Here is a 15,501-nt window from a genome sequence, read left to right as displayed (position 1 = left end):
CAACAGGGGCCGCAGATGGCAAAGCCGAAGGATCGCTGAGATGAGTGGGCAGCCGTTCTTATCCTGGGCGACAACTCACCCCGGGGCCAAGCGTCCGTACAACCAGGATACGTTCGTCAACCGGCCTGATCTCGGGCTTTGGGCGGTCGCCGATGGTGCGGGGGGCCACAAGGGTGGCGAGATCGCATCCGGCATGCTGCGCGACGCGTTGGAGTCGATTCCGTCATCGCTGTCCGCATCGGAACTTCTGGCGCAGGTTCGGCTGAGCGTCACGGCGGCGCATGATGCTTTGCGTTCGATGGCTCACGAAAGCGAGCAATCGATCCAGGGGGCGTCTACGATTGTCATCCTGATCGTACGCAACGACCACTATGCCTGCCTTTGGGCGGGTGATTCCAGGTCTTATCTTCTAAGAAACAAAGAGTTTCGACAACTTACCCACGATCACAGCCTGGTTCAGGAGTTGGTGGATTCGGGAACCATTCGGCCGGAAGACGCCGATTCTCATCCTCGTGGCAACGTGATTACCCGGGCGGTCGGTGCGGATGTTGAGGAACTGGTACTCGATAAGATAAGTGCCCGAACGCAGCCGGGGGACCGATTTTTGCTCTGCAGCGACGGCTTGTACAAATGCCTGAAAGAAAGCGAGATCGCGGACCTGCTGGGCGACAGCAACGGTGTGCCTCCGACCCAGGCGATGATCGCGTCCGCCCTGGCCATGAATGCCAGCGACAACGTTACGGCGGTTATGGTCGAAATTGCCGGACGGCGCCCGGCGATGCCCTGACGAACCAACCACGGGTGCACCGAAAATACCGAACCGATGTGGTGGCCTGGGGTCGTATTTGGGTTTGGTGCAACAGACTGAACCCCCGCCGGCGCTTACCGGCGAGGGTTCAAAAGTAACCGAGGGTCAAGCATAGGCCAGAAGGCGTATCCGATCAGACCTTGGCCATCTTTGTCAGGTCATAGCCAGCTGTGTCAGGCGAACCGCCGACCTTGGCGTTCGTTCCGACATAGGTGATCATGATCTTGGTAAAGTTCAGTGACAGCGACTCACTCGGGTTATCGCCTCCGCTGGAGACGCTGTAGCCGCTCAGCCCGGTATCGGTCAGTTCATAGGTCAGGAACGTCGTGACCTTGTCTTTCGTCGTCGTGGTGAATTTGAGCGTTACCTTGCTGTCCATGGCACCGCCGACCGCATCCGCGAACAATTTGTTCGACGCGACGTCCATCACCTTCGTGACAACAATCTCGCTGATGCTGGGTTCGGAGCCCTCACGGTTGGTTTCGCTGCGCGCCGCACTGCCGATGCCGCGTCCAACGCCAAACTGGAAGGAATTGAGTTCGATCCATTTTGCGAAACCGTCGGTCGTCACGGCCCCATCGATGGATCCGTACTTCATGTAAATAGCCATCTGGGTTACCTTCCTCTGGGTCGAGTTTGTTGCATTCTCTACACAAAATTATACTGAAACAAGCCGGACTTGTCTACGGTCGTCGTGACCGATTGGATGGTTGTTCCTTCCGCGAGCCTGGCCAGGATTTCCGACGACAACTCGGGGAGCAGGGTCCGGGATAGGATTTTCTCGACGTTGCGGGCGCCTGACGACGTTTCCGTGCAGCGCTCCGCGATCGTGTCCACCAGTTGCTCGTCCCAGATGAAGTCCGCCTGATAGGACTCGCGAACTCGCTGCCGGACGCGGCCCAATTGTAGCCCGACAATTTGACGGATGATATCGGGCGCCAGCGGAAAATAGGGCACCAAGGTCACGCGCCCGAGAAACGCCGGTTTGAAATGCTTCATCAACTCCGGCATCAGCGCGTCGGCCAATCCGGCGGCGTCCGGCGCCGTTTCCGGGTCTGCACACAATCGCGTGATCAGATCCGTGCCAGCATTCGACGTCATGATGATGACAGTATTCTTGAAATCGATATCGCGGCCTTCGCCGTCCTTCATGTTGCCCTTATCGAACACCTGGAAGAACACGTCCTGCACCGCCGGATGGGCCTTCTCCATCTCATCGAGCAAAATGACCGAATATGGGCGCCGCCGCACCGCCTCGGTCAGGATGCCGCCTTCGCCATAGCCGATGTATCCCGGCGGGCTTCCCATAAGCAGGCTGACTTTATGTTCTTCCTTGAACTCGGTCATATTGATGACCGTCATATTTTGCTCACCACCGTAAAGCAGGTTGGCGAGGGTCAATGCCGTCTCGGTCTTGCCGGTGCCGGACGTGCCGACCATGAGGAAGACCCCGATCGGTTTGCGTGGATCGGTCAGTCCCGCCCGGCTGGTACGGATGGCCTGCGCGACAGCCTCGAGAGCATGCGGTTGTCCGACGATGCGTTTTGACATCGTCTCATTCAGCGCCATCACGGTGCGGATTTCGTTGGACTGCATCCGCCCCTGGGGAATGCCTGTCCAGCCGGCCACCACCTCGGCGACGGCCTGACCGTCAACCACGGGGTAGATCAAAGGCTCTTCGCCCTGCAGCGTCCGAAGCTTCGCGGTGACCTCGACGAGTTGGGTACGAAGCGTATCGGCCGCGGATGGGTCGGATCCGCTCTCGATCTTTTCCCGGACGTCCGCGATTTCCTTCGCCAGCACCTGTTCCTGCTGCCAACGGTCCCGCAACGCCATCAACTGGTCGGAGAGTTCGACGCGTTCCTCCCGCAACCCATCCCGGCGTGTCTCGTGCTTTTCCCCGGAGGCGATCTCGCGTTCCAGGATACCAAGTTCGGTGTCGATCAGGGCGATACGGCGTTCCCGATCTTCAACCGGCGCGGGTATGGCGGCCTGGCTCATCGCGACACGGGCACACGCGGTATCAATCAGGCTGACCGCTTTATCGGGCAGTTGCCGGGATGGAATGTATCGCGCGGACAGGCGTACCGCTTCACTGATCGCCGCATCGAGTATGCGAACGTTGTGATGCTTCTCCAGCGTTGCGACCAGGCCGCGAATCATCGCGATGGCGATCGGCTCCGATGGTTCTTCTACTTTCACCACCTGAAAACGCCGGGTCAACGCAGCGTCTTTTTCAAAGAACTTCTTATATTCCGCCCATGTGGTCGCGGCGATGGTGCGCAATTCGCCTCGGGCCAAAGCGGGCTTCAGAAGATTGGCCGCGTCACCCTGGCCGGCTGACCCGCCCGCGCCGATCAGGGTGTGCGCTTCGTCGATGAACAAAATGATCGGCTTGGGGCTTGCCTTGACCTCGTCGATGACGCCGCGCAGCCGGTTTTCGAACTCGCCTTTCACGCCGGCGCCGGCCTGCAACAAACCCAGATCGAGGGTACGGACCGTGACCCCGCGAAGCGCCGGCGGCACATCACCCGACGCCAGCCTGATCGCGAAGCCTTCCACGACAGCGGTTTTTCCAACGCCAGCCTCACCGGTCAGGATCGGATTGTTCTGCCGCCGCCGGGTCAGAATATCGATGACCTGACGGATCTCGGCATCCCGACCGAGGATCGGATCGATTTTTCCGGCCTTGGCCTGGGCGGTCAGATCCGTGGTGAACTGATCCAGTGCGCCGCCACCGCCGCGTGGCATGCCGCCAGAGTCCACGCCCGCGGAACCCGCTTCGCCGCCGCTGGCTGCTTCGGCCACGGCCTCCGCGCTGTTGGCCGTAATGCCGGCGAAATCCCGCTTCAACTGATCCGGCGGAATTTTGACGAGCTGGCTGGATGCGTCACGGGCATGCCGCGCAAGGTTTTCGTCGCCGACCAACGCCCAGAGCAAATGCCCCGAACGGATGGCGGTCTGCCCATGTTCCAGCGACGCCAGCAGCCATGCCTGCTTGATCAGGTCAACGATTTCGGGTGCCAGCGACGGGGCGCGACCGTTGCCGGTCTTCATCTTTTCCAGCGCACGATTCAGATCGACGGTGAAGCGGCCCGGATCGATCTCATAGTGCCGCAGGATCGCCGCGATGTCCCCATCGGCGCGATCCGCGAGGGCGACCAACCAATGCTCGATTTCGACGTTGTAGTGTGTCCGGGAAAGCGTGAGGCCGGCCGCTGCCTCAAGCGCGCGGCGAGAAGGGTCGTTCAACCTGGAAACCAACTGTCTCAGATCGATTCCAGCCATTACGTTCCCCAATTCTTGGCCGATGCGTACGCGAACGCCCGCGGGACAGCGCGGGGACGGTCTTCTCAGGCCTCCACATTATGTGGTAACCGAGATAATTGTCCAGTGGCGTTCGCATCCAGATATCGTGCGAAGCCGGCGGTGGTCGACGCAATGGCCCAGACACTCGAAAAAAACGCGCGCGAGGGAAACGCATGACACTGCCGGACGGATTCGATCTCGATGCTCTTTTGGCCCCCATTCCGGGGGATGCGCCGCAGGGCATCGACGTTCGGGAGGATTACTCGGCCCGGTCGCCCTATAGCCGCCTGCGCGATGCGAGATCCGACGCACGCGATGCGGAAAAGCAGGCCGAAACGCCCGATCCGGACGGTCCCCCCCCGGCCGATCCCTTTCCGTTGTGGCGGAACCTGCGTGAAATCGGCGTGAAATTGCTGAGCGAGACAACGAAAGACCTCGAAGTGGCCGCCTGGCTGACCGAGGCCTATGTGCGCAGTCATGGCCTGAGCGGCCTGGCGGCGTGCAGCCAATTGATTGGCGGCCTGGCGGAGGCGTACTGGGACGACATTTTTCCACTCCCCGACGATTACGGCATGGAGACCCGGGTCGCGCCCATTACCGGCCTGAACGGGCAGGGCGGCGGCGGCTCCCTGATGGCGCCGCTGCATAAATTGACGTTCTTCAATCGCGCGGATGGGTCGCCCGTTGCGTTTTACCAGTATCGAGCGTCGGCGCGGTTGAGCTCCCTCGACGCCGCGGCCAGGCAACAACGCATCGAGGCCGGTGCGATCCCGTTCGAGGAAGTCGAGAAAGAGGCGCGCACGATCGGGCGCTTCAGCATGGCCAAAGTCCGGGGCGAGGCGCGCGCGGCGCTTGAAGCCTGGGAGGCGATGGCCACGATCCTGGATGAAAAGGCCGGCGCGGACGCCCCGTCTACGTCCCAGGTGCGCGACTTGATACGTGAGATCGCCGAAATCGCGACGCGCTATGCTCCTGAAGAGGAGGGTGACGCAGAGGCGGATGAGATCGAAGCCACCGGAGGCACGGCGGAATCCACTGCCGGCGGTCCAGCGTCGGCCAAATTGGGCGGGGTAGCCGAACGCGCCGTGACGCGGGAGGACGCGCTTCGCAGCCTGGAAAGCATCGCTGAGTTTTTTCGCAAAACCGAACCGCAGTCGCCGCTGTCCTTTACGTTGGATGAGGCGGTGCGCCGCGCCAGGATGCCTTGGCTGGATCTGCTGGATGAGGTTATCGGCGATCGCGGAACGCGGGATTCAATTCTTACCGCATTGGGCATTCGTCCGCCGCCGCCTCCCGAAGAATGAAAGGTGCGACGAACGTCCGGGGCGGGACACCAGGGTCGTATCGCCTTACGCAAACTTCGTGGACTTTCGTCGCTAACCGGTGCAACTATGTCTTGCGGGTTTATCACGATTTATGATGAACCTTGCGGGTTGATCGGTTTGACTGGCCTCATGCGGCTTCGGGCCGAGAGGGGCATGAGGAATATTGCGTTCTGTTGCTGGTTGGCCTGTCTCTTGGCCGGCCAAAGTAAACGAAAGTCAGATAAAGGCTTGTACGAGCGCCTGGGCGATCAGGCAGTTGACCAACTTCCTATCGCTTGTCTAATATTTCCACCGGGGGTGCGCGGTTTTACCGCGGCCGAATAATGTGACGGGAGCAGATTATGAGCGCAAGCATCCACGATAAACTGAATCGAGTTCGTAAGCCGCGGGTGCATATCACGTACGACGTGGAAACCGAGGGCGCCGAGGTTCAGCGGGAATTGCCGTTCGTCATGGGTGTCATGGGAGATTTTTCCGGGGATCCAACCGCACCTCTGAAATCGATGGTCGACCGCAAATTCATCCAGATTGACCGCGATAATTTCAACGACGTCATGGCCAGCATGACGCCGGGCCTGAAGCTCAAGGTCGACAACAAGCTATCCGAAGATGGCGGCCAGATGGGCGTCGACCTGAAATTCAACGCGATTGAGGACTTTGAACCGGCCCGCGTCGCGCAGCAGGTCCCGGCGTTGCGGACGTTGATGGAAACCCGAGCCAAGCTGCGGGATCTGATGTCCAAGGTGGACCGGTCGGAAGAGCTGGAGAGCCTGCTTGAGCAAGTCCTCAAAAGCGAAGATGAGATAAAATCATTGTCGAGCCAGTTGGGCTTGGGCAAGCAGGAGGGCTGATCAGTGTCCGGTACCCAAACGTCATCATCGGCCGCCGGCGCTTCGGCCTCCGAAGGTGTTTCCATTCTCGATCAGGTTGTTGCCGCGACCAAGCAGACAACGCCTGACCAAACCCAGGACCTGGTCAAGAATCTTCTTGAACAGGCGATGGCCGGAACGGTCACGTTCGACAAGAACCTCTCCCGGACGTTCGATCGGGCGATCGCCGCCATCGATCGCAAGCTGTCCGACCAGCTCAACGCCGTCATGCATGATCCGAAGTTCCTGCAGTTGGAAGGTAGTTGGCGCGGACTGCATCACCTGGTGCAGAACAGCGAGACCGGCACCAGCCTGAAGATCAAGGTCCTGAACGTTTCCAAGCGCGATCTGTCGCGCGATCTGCAGCGTGCTGTCGAGTTCGACCAGAGCCAGCTGTTCAAGAAGATCTACGAAAACGAATTCGGCACACCGGGCGGCGAACCCTACGCGGCGCTGATCGGCGATTATCAGTGGAGCCAGCATCCTGACGATGTCGAGACGTTACGACTGATTTCAAACGTTGCGGCAGGTGCTTTCGCGCCGTTCATCTCGGCGGCCGGCCCGGGCATGTTCGGTTTCGATTCCTTCACTGAATTGGCCAGGCCGCGCGATCTCGCGAAGATTTTCGAAACCAGCGACTACATGAAGTGGCGCAGCTTCCGCGACAGCGAGGATGCCCGTTTTGTCAGTCTGGTGATGCCTCGTACGCTGGCTCGTCTCCCGTACGGCGCGGCCACCAAGGCGATCGACGAATTCGGCTATGAAGAGGCCCCCTACGACGCAGCCGGCGCTCGGCCGATGGGCCACGATGAGTATTGCTGGATGAATGCGGCCTATGCGATGGGCGCACGGTTGACCGATGCCTTCGCCAAATACGGCTTCTGCACGGCGATCCGCGGTGCCGAAGGCGGCGGCAAGGTCGAAAACCTCCCGACCCATGTCTTCACCTCCGACGATGGCGATATGGACGCGAAATGCCCGACCGAACTCGCCATCACCGACCGGCGTGAGTTCGAGCTGTCCAACCTCGGGTTCCTGCCGCTCTGCCACTACAAGAACACCGACTACTCGGTGTTTTTCGGGGCGCAGTCGGTTCAGAAGCCGAAAAAGTACGACCGCCCGGAAGCCACGGCGAACGCCGCCATCTCCGCCCGTCTGCCATACCTTATGGCCGCGAGCCGTTTTGCCCATTATTTGAAGGTGATGGCCCGCGACAAGGTCGGCAGCTTCCAGGAAGCAGGCGACGTGGAGCGGATGTTGAACCGATGGATCAACAACTACGTCAACACGAATGAGAATGCGGGCCAGGAGATGAAGGCACGGTACCCGCTTCGCGAGGCAAGAATCGAAGTCAGGGAAATCCCCGGGCGCCCCGGTTCCTACAACGCCGTTGCTCATATTCGGCCGTGGCTACAAATGGAAGAACTGACCACCAGCCTTCGCATGGTGGCGCGGATACCGTCCGCGGCATCATAGGTTGGACTGTACGGGATTTGATGCGACCCAGACGTCCCTGAGGTCATGGCCCGGATCAGTCCGGGCCATGACGTAACGGATTAACCGCGTGGGTCGCTCTCTCCAAGCCGACCCTGTTCGAGGGACTTCGACGATTCGACGGGTCCGAAATCCATGAGCGAAGCCGCGCCAACGCCGATTGAGGCCGAGACCGTCGTTATTGAACCGACTGCGCTCCCGCTTCGCCAAACGCTTCTGGCCGGCGCTTTTGTCGGCCGGACCGTTCCGGGGCTGGCCGACCAGTGCGCGGCGTTCCTGACGGGCGACGCGGTTGAGGCGGCGCGGCTGTGGTTCGGCGCCGATCAAATACGGCGGCTGTCGAGCGATCCTGCCGCTTTGCGCGGCGCTCTGGACCGCGACATTGCCGCCATCGATGCCATGCTGTCGGAGCAGATCGACGCCATCTTGCATCACCCGCGTCTTTTGAAGTTGGAGGGAAGCTGGCGCGGACTGGCGTGGCTTGTCTGGGGGGCCGACCTCAGCAGTCGCTTGAAGGTCAAGGTGTTCAATATCACCTGGGCCGCGATTTGCCGTGATCTCGAATTGGCTAGCGAATTCGATCAAAGCCATCTCTTCCGCAAGATCTATGAGGAGGAATTCGGATCTCCAGGCGGGGAACCGTACGGCTTTTTGATTGTCGATCATGACGTACGCCACCGGTCCGACGCGACGTCGCGGACAGATGACGTCAGTGGGCTCGCGGCATTGTCGAGCGTGGCGGCGGCGGCCTTCGCGCCGGTGATCCTGGGTGCGTCACCAGCCTTGCTGGAAGTCGACGGCTTCGAGGATCTTGCCAATGTCATCGACATCACGGCCCCTCTGTCCAATGCCGATCATGCGCGTTGGCGTGGTTTGGCTGGGCGAGCGGACATGCGGTTCGTCGGCGTTGCACTGCCCCGCATGCTGGTTCGCGCCCCCTGGGAAGATGACGGCACCCGTTCGGACGGCTTTCGCTACGCGGAATATGTCACGTCAGCGCGGCAGCGTGTCTGGGCCAGCGCCGCTTATGCGTTCGGCGCCGTCGTCGCCCGGGCGTTCGCCACCTTCGCCTGGCCCGCCGATGTGCGCGGTGCGGAAACCGACCGGATCGGAGGGGGCGTGGTTCAGGACGTGCTATCGGAACCTTTCGGGACCGACCGGGATCGCGCCTGGACCCGCATACCGCTGGAGATCGTGTGGAACGATCGGCAGGAACGGGAATTGCTAAGTGCTGGCCTGATCCCGCTGGCCGCCATCCCAAACTGCGAGGAATTGGTCTTCGGCGCCGTGCGAAGTCTGCAGGCTCCGCAGCGTTATGAGGGTGCCAACGCGGCCGCCGCCAACGCGAATGCGCGCATGTCCGCCCAGATCAATTCCATCCTTTGCGCATCCCGTTTCGCCCACCATCTGAAAATGATGGGGCGGCAAATGGTCGGGTCCTTTCGTACACAGGACGAAATCGAGCGTCAGTTGCAGGCGTGGCTCACCCGTTATGTAAACGGCAATACGTCGGCGACCGGAGATAGCCGAGCGCGGTTTCCGCTTGTGGACGGGCGTGTCGAAGTGCGTGAGCATGAAGGAAAGCCGGGCAGTTTTGGTTGCGTCGTGCGGTTGCAACCGCACTATCAACTCGACGACGTGACGGCTACCTTCCAGCTTGTCACGAATCTTGGTGAACGATGAACAACCGGGGAAATGTCCCATGAGCGATCAGACTGCGACAGCGCTGCTGCGTGCCGGACGGCTGGATGATGCAATCGCGGCGTCGCAGGCGATCCTGCGCAAATCACCGGCAAACCTGGATGCCCGGGTCTTGCTGGCGGAACTGCTGATTTTCTCCGGCAAGCTGGAGCGGGCCGATACACTGATGGATGCCGCCACGGCGGTTGACCCCACCACATCGCTGGTCGCTGCCGAATACCGCCAGCTTTTGCGGGCTGAGATGGCGCGGCGGCAGCTTTTCGTGGATGGACGCGTGCCGGAATTCCTCGGCGAACCAACCGGCACGCAACGGCTACAGCTCGCCGCTCTCGTCGCACTCCGTGCCGGCGACATCGGCGAAGCGACCCGTCAGACGCATCTCGCCGAGGAAGCTCGTCCGCGCGTGCCGGGGCTTTTGGGTGAAGCGGCGTTCGACGATTTCCGCGATGCCGACGATCTGATGGCAGGTAGTTTCGAAGTGCTGACATCCACGGGCAAATATTTTTGGATCCCGACCGAACGCGTGGTCAGCGCCGAGTTTCATGCCCCCACGCGGCAACGCGACTTGATCTGGCGGCGTGTGACGATGTCCGTTGCGGACGGGCCGGAGGGTGATGTCTACATTCCCGCGATCTATACCGCGGATGAACCGTTGACCGACCTGCAACGCCTGGGCCGCGAGACCGACTGGCGAGAGGCCGAAGGCGGCCTGGTGCGCGGTGTCGGGCAAAGGGTGTTCCTCGCCGGTGAGGATGCGGTGGACGTAATGACCTTGCGCACGTTGCGCTTCGCCGCATGAGCGGTCGGATCGGGGCGGGTTCAAGAGGTGGGACAATCCGCTTCCAGGCACCGCTGCTGGATCGGCTGATCGATCTCGCGCCGGACCAAAGTCGCGATCCGCCAACGTCTGCTGGGGACTCTCTGGTGGCCCTGCGTAACGCGGTGCGCCGCGATCTCGAGGCGTTGCTCAATGCCCGGCGGTGCTGGCGGTCATGGCCGGACCAGTTCAAGGAACTCGCGGTCTCGCCGATCGGCTATGGGGTGCCGGATTTCAGTTCGGGTGCGTTCAGCGACGCGCGCCAGCGGGAAGAACTTCGGCTGGAAATCGAGGACACGATCCGGCGCTTCGAACCGCGGTTCATCTCGGTCACCGTCGTTCTGGGGCAGGCGCAGTCGACGCTGGAATCAACCCTGCGGCTGAGGATAGATGCGCTTCTACACGCGGAGCCCGCGCCTGAGCCGATGACGTTCGATACCTTGGTCAATCCATCCAGCGACGAGGTGATCGTGGTGGCTCGCGATGCGATTTGAAGGCCTCATCGCCGGATTGGGTGTGTGCATAGACGCAAGCGGACCCCATGTCTGACGCGTTGCTTCCCTACTACGATCGCGAGTTGAACGCGATCAAGCGGTTGGCCGGCGATTTCGCCGAGGCACATCCCAAGATCGCCGGCCGTCTGCGTGTATCGGCCGATAGCGTGGACGATCCCCATGTGCAGCGTCTGCTCGAGGGGGTCGCGTTCCTTGCGGCCAGGGTACAGCACCGGCTGGACGATGAATTTCCGGAACTGACGGATGCGTTGCTTGATTTGCTGTATCCGCATTATCTGGCGCCGGTCCCTTCCTGTCTGATCGCGCAATTGGCCTGCCAGTCGGAGTTGCAGACCCCCACATATCTGCCGTTCGGACTTGCTTTCGATACGGAACCCGTCAGGGGCGAGACCCTTCGCTATCGCTCGACCGCGCCGGTGACCCTTTGGCCGATCACCGTGGACTCTGTGCGGCTATCGGGCCAGCCGCTGGTAGCGCCGCCCAATGCCACCGCTTCCGGCGCCGCGGCGGTGCTGCGCATTACGCTGTCCTGCATGGTTCCCGAGGTGACCTTCAGTCAGCTTGGCGTGGATCGGCTGCGTTTTTTCTTGCGCGGCCCGATCAACCAGACATTGCCGCTCTATGAACTGCTCGGCACGCATGTCCTGTCGGTCGCCTATGCGGACACCGCCGTCGATCCGACCCCGGTGATCGTGCCCAAGACCGCGGTGCAACCGGGCGGGTTCGGTGCGGATGAGGCCCTGTTGCCCTGGTCGGCCCGCGGCTTCGCCGGCTTTCGCCTGATGACAGAGTACTTCGCCTTTCCGGAGAAATTTCTCTTCGTCGAGTTCAGGCAGATCGACCGGAAGACGCTTGCCTCGGGCGGCAACAAACTGGAGATCTTCGTTTATCTCGACCGGTCAGTACCCGAACTGGAGCGGACGATCGGACCCCAATCGCTGGCGCTTGGATGCACGCCGCTGGTCAATCTGTTCCCGCAGCGTTGCGAGCCGATTCCGCTGACGCATGCGAACACCGAATATCGCGTCGTACCGGATGCCCGCAGACCGCGCGCGTTGGAAGTGTGGGGTGTTGAACAGGTGCGTGAGACGCTCGCCGACGGAACGCAGCGCCGATGGCACCCGTTTCACCGCCTGGCCGCGACTGCACCTGATGCGGGGGAGCCCGGGGGATTCTACCAGGCGACCCGGCGCGAGGCTGCATCAGGCGTTCCGGGCACGGAGATACTGCTCGCGCCGTATGATCCGGACTTCGATCCAGACCATCCGAACGACACGGTGCTGTCGGTCGATGCGCTGTGCCTGAATCGCGACCTGCCCACGGATATGCCGTTTGGTGGTGGCCATCCTTACCTGCGGCTGGTCGAAGGTATCGCGGCTGTATCCGCGATCACGCCGATGACGGCTGCCACAACCACGCTTCGCCCGCCGCTGCGCGATAAACGCTTTTGGCGCCTGATCTCTCATTTGTCTCTGGGGCATCTGTCGATAACCGGGGGTGCCGACGGTGCGGCGGTGCTGAAGGAAGTGCTGCGTCTCTACGATTATCGCGATACGGCCGACACGCGCGTCGCGATCAACGCACTGACAGCCGTGTTGTCGGAAGCCGGGGTCGCGCGGGCACCGGAGCCGCCACGCACCGGGAAGGGGTCCGCGCGACGGACACCGCCTGCCTTCTGCCGTGGCCTCGATATCCTGTTGGAGATGGATCCGCGCGCCTGGAACGTCTCCGGCCTATATCTGCTTGCGTCGGTTTTGGAACGATTCTTCGCACTGAATGCAACAATCAACAGTTTCACACGTACCAAAGTGAAGTTGCGCGGTGGTTCCGAGACGGTTGCTTCCTGGCCGGCGCGCAGTGGCACGCGGGAATTGGGATGATGGACGAGCCGGTGTCTCCGGCGGTGGTGAGTCCACCGGGAAGGTCCCTGCTGGCTCGACTGACCCGGGAACCGCGGCGGTTTAGTTTCGATGCGATGGCGCGCATTTTCATGCGTGCCACTAGGCAGAGTGAACCGTCGGCCGCGGTCCGGTTCCGAACACCACCGGGACTGACATTTCCCGCGACGGACGTGCTCGACATCCAGCGCGGCGGCAAACGGCCCGATGTCGTCGTCGGACTGATGGGTCTTACCGGCCCGTCCGGTGTGTTGCCGCGCTATTACTCTGAAATGGTCTCGCAGACACTGCGTGGCCGATCGACCGCGTTGCACCAGTTCCTGGATATGCTGGGCGAGCGTTTTGTCGGTTTCTTCGCACTGGCAGGGGTCAAATACCGGCCAGCGCGTGCCGCGGAAACCGCTGTCCTGAAAGAGCCACGAGCACCGGATGCGGTAACGCAGGCTCTGCTGTCGCTGACAGGGTATGGCACCCCGCATGCGACTCCCAGGCTTTCGGCAGGGACGGAACCGCTGCTCCACTATGCCGGGCTGTTCGCAATGCGTCCGCGATCGGCGGATCGCCTGGCTGCGATGTTGACCGAATGGCTGAACATGAAGGTGGATGTCGTCGAATACGCGGGGGCGTGGCTCAGCGTACCGCCTGACCAGCGTACACGCGTGGGCGCCGACGGTCTGTTTTCGCAACTTGGCGTGGACGCCGCGGTTGGCGTCCGGGCCTGGAGTCCCGAGGCGCGCATGCTGGTTCGCATCGGTCCACTGGATCGGGAAGCCTTTCGGCTTATGCGCCCGGACAGCCGGCCGTTGAAACGCGTCGTGTCGCTGATCCGAGCGTTTGTCGGGATGGAACTTGGCTTTGCCGTCAATCCGATCCTCGCGGCCTCCGAAATCGCGCCGCTTCGACTGGACGGCGCCTCGGCGGATGCGCCAAGGCTGGGATGGAACACCTGGCTGCCATTATCGGGCGGCAGCGGTGCGGTGCGCACCGACGCAGCCGATGCCGTTTTCGATGCGGACGTGATAGAGAATTGGGTTTGAGGATGGTAACGGAATGAATGGCTGGAGCGCCGGATATGTGACCGATATCACCTACGTGACGGGGTGGTACCGCCAGCAATCTCCCGCGATGATGGCGTTGGCCTGCCTGATGGGCAGTGTCGATGTGAGGTTGCCGGCGGCGGATGATCCTTTGCAGGTCCTGGAACTGGGCTGTGGCCAAGGGTTCGGGGCGATGATCCTGGCGGCGAGCAATCCGGCCTGGCATGTGACCGCGGTCGATTTCAATCCCGCCCATGTCGCGGCGGCCAGGCTGTGGGCGGCCGAAGCCGAACTGACCAATGTCACGTTCATCGAAGCCGACCTGGCCACGCTGGCCGAGGACACAGCCAGCCGCCTGATTCCCGAAGCCGATTTCGTGACGTTGCATGGTGTCTGGAGCTGGGTGCCTCGGTCGGTGCAGGACGGGATCGTTCGGTTGCTGCGCAACAAGGTGCGGGCGGGCGGCGTTGTGCATGTCAGTTACAATGCCTTACCGGCCTGGGGCCCCGTTCTCGGAATGCAACGGGTCATGCGCGAGGCCGGACGGCGACTGGCGTGGCGCAGCGATCGGCAGGCGGAGGAGGGGCTGGCTATCATCCAGTCGCTGCTGGCCGCGGAGGCCAGGCAACTCAATCAATCGTCGTTGGGTCAAAGCTTGATCGGCCGCCTGGATAAAATGCCGGCTGCCTATCTGGCACACGAATACATGAATGAGCACTGGCAGCCGTGCTTCATGGCTGATGTCGCGGGCGCGCTCGCGGACGCAAAATTGGACTTTGTCGCAAGTTCTCAACTGGTCGAAAACTTTCCCGACCTGCTGTTGACGGAACCCCAACGGGCCGTGGTGCAGAAGTTCGAAGACCCCATTATGCGTGAAACAATCAAGGACCTTTGTGTCGAGCGCGCGTTGCGTCACGATGTCTACGTACGCGGCGCGCAGCGGCTGGACCCCGCCAGCCGGGACGCCGCACTCGCCGATGTGCGCATCGGTCTTAACATCCATCCGGACGATTTGCCGCTGGAGGTTCAGATGCCGGCGGGAAAGGCAGAACTCAATCCTGATTTCTATCAACCGATCGTTCGGGCGGCCAGCAAGGGACCTAGTCTGATAAAGGACTTGTTGGCTTTACCGGAAATCGTAGGCCGGCGACGCAATCCGGCGGAATTGGTTGGCATGCTGGTGGGATTGGAAATGGCCGACCTGGTGGCGCGGCCGGAGTCCGAACCGGGGACGGAGGCCATGCGTTTCAATAGCGTGACCGCCCGCCGGTTCGTCCGATCGGAGAATCTCACCCGGGTTATCGCGCTGGCAAGCCGGCGTACCGGTGCGGGCGTTGCGACAAGCCTCCTCGATCTGATCGTCCTGGAACGCCTGCGGGCGGGACAAACCGACATGGAGGCGTTGTTGCGCCAAATCAACCCGGATCCGGAGCATGTGGATCAGGTTCGCCAGACGCTCGACGACAGCTTGAACAAGCGCATGTCCTTCCTTCGCGGTGCCGGCGTGTTCTAACGCCAAGCGGGCGGTCATATTCGGGCCGCCCGTGTCCGACCGCTGCGCCCCACGGGATTGCTTTTTGACCCTACCGGACGGCATGATGCACGGGAGCGATAATTACAGATCGTGCAAGTGGGAGATGAACGTTGCGCAACCGGATCGCCAGCCTGATCGTCGTGTCCATTCTCGCAGGTGCGACCCAGGTGTTCGCCCAGGGTGCCAATCCATCA

General features: G+C 61.8%; 12 protein-coding genes. 10 read left to right on the top strand and 2 right to left on the bottom strand.

Annotation, left to right across the window (positions count from 1 at the left end):
- Positions 1–40: 40 nt before the first annotated feature.
- The gene (locus GSQ89_RS18485; protein WP_158928056.1) at positions 41–787 is read left to right on the top strand and encodes a PP2C family serine/threonine-protein phosphatase; all 747 of its coding nucleotides are present in this window, start codon (positions 41–43) and stop codon (positions 785–787) included.
- A gap of 154 nt (positions 788–941) precedes the next feature.
- Here GSQ89_RS18485 and GSQ89_RS18480 read toward each other — a convergent pair whose 3' ends face one another.
- Complete coding sequence (locus GSQ89_RS18480; protein WP_158927900.1) at positions 942–1,418, bottom strand: type VI secretion system tube protein Hcp; 477 nt, start codon at positions 1,416–1,418, stop codon at positions 942–944.
- A gap of 38 nt (positions 1,419–1,456) precedes the next feature.
- A complete protein-coding gene (gene tssH / locus GSQ89_RS18475; RefSeq protein WP_158927898.1) occupies positions 1,457–4,096 on the bottom strand; it encodes a type VI secretion system ATPase TssH in 2,640 nt (879 codons plus the stop codon).
- A gap of 194 nt (positions 4,097–4,290) precedes the next feature.
- On the opposite strand from tssH, the gene tssA reads away from it, so the two are divergent.
- The 9 genes from tssA to GSQ89_RS18430 all read left to right on the top strand — a co-directional run bounded on the left by tssA (position 4,291) and on the right by GSQ89_RS18430 (position 15,286).
- A complete protein-coding gene (gene tssA, locus GSQ89_RS18470; RefSeq protein ID WP_158927896.1) occupies positions 4,291–5,421 on the top strand; it encodes a type VI secretion system protein TssA in 1,131 nt (376 codons plus the stop codon).
- Between the two features lie 362 nt (positions 5,422–5,783).
- Positions 5,784–6,293, top strand: a complete 510-nt coding sequence (gene tssB / locus GSQ89_RS18465) for a type VI secretion system contractile sheath small subunit (RefSeq protein WP_158927894.1) — start codon at positions 5,784–5,786, stop codon at positions 6,291–6,293.
- Between the two features lie 3 nt (positions 6,294–6,296).
- Complete coding sequence (gene tssC / locus GSQ89_RS18460) at positions 6,297–7,787, top strand: type VI secretion system contractile sheath large subunit (RefSeq protein WP_158927892.1); 1,491 nt, start codon at positions 6,297–6,299, stop codon at positions 7,785–7,787.
- A 153-nt stretch (positions 7,788–7,940) separates the two neighbouring features.
- On the top strand, positions 7,941–9,488 hold the full coding sequence (gene tssC / locus GSQ89_RS18455) for a type VI secretion system contractile sheath large subunit (RefSeq protein WP_158927890.1): 1,548 nt from the start codon (positions 7,941–7,943) through the stop codon (positions 9,486–9,488).
- A 19-nt stretch (positions 9,489–9,507) separates the two neighbouring features.
- The gene (locus GSQ89_RS18450) at positions 9,508–10,305 is read left to right on the top strand and encodes a type VI secretion system accessory protein TagJ (protein WP_158927888.1); all 798 of its coding nucleotides are present in this window, start codon (positions 9,508–9,510) and stop codon (positions 10,303–10,305) included.
- Positions 10,302–10,817 (top strand): type VI secretion system baseplate subunit TssE, encoded by a 516-nt coding sequence (gene tssE / locus GSQ89_RS18445; protein ID WP_158927886.1) that lies wholly within the window; start codon positions 10,302–10,304, stop codon positions 10,815–10,817. The genes GSQ89_RS18450 and tssE overlap by 4 nt, the downstream gene beginning before the upstream one ends.
- Before the next feature lie 47 nt (positions 10,818–10,864).
- Positions 10,865–12,718: a type VI secretion system baseplate subunit TssF gene (gene tssF / locus GSQ89_RS18440; RefSeq protein ID WP_158927884.1), complete on the top strand. Its 1,854-nt coding sequence runs from the start codon at positions 10,865–10,867 to the stop codon at positions 12,716–12,718.
- Positions 12,718–13,773 carry a type VI secretion system baseplate subunit TssG gene (gene tssG, locus GSQ89_RS18435; RefSeq protein WP_158927882.1) on the top strand — a complete coding sequence of 352 codons (1,056 nt, stop codon included), beginning with the start codon at positions 12,718–12,720 and terminating at the stop codon, positions 13,771–13,773. Before tssF ends, tssG begins: the two co-directional genes overlap by 1 nt.
- Before the next feature lie 13 nt (positions 13,774–13,786).
- Entirely contained in the window at positions 13,787–15,286 is a 1,500-nt protein-coding gene (locus GSQ89_RS18430; protein ID WP_158927880.1) for a class I SAM-dependent methyltransferase, read from the top strand.
- The last annotated feature ends 215 nt before the right edge of the window (positions 15,287–15,501 follow it).

Source organism: Acidisphaera sp. S103 (assembly GCF_009765975.1).
Classification (GTDB): Bacteria; Pseudomonadota; Alphaproteobacteria; order Acetobacterales; family Acetobacteraceae; genus Rhodopila.
The sequence above is the reverse complement of the archived record's forward strand: the minus strand, read 5'-3'. Positions and strand labels throughout refer to the sequence as shown.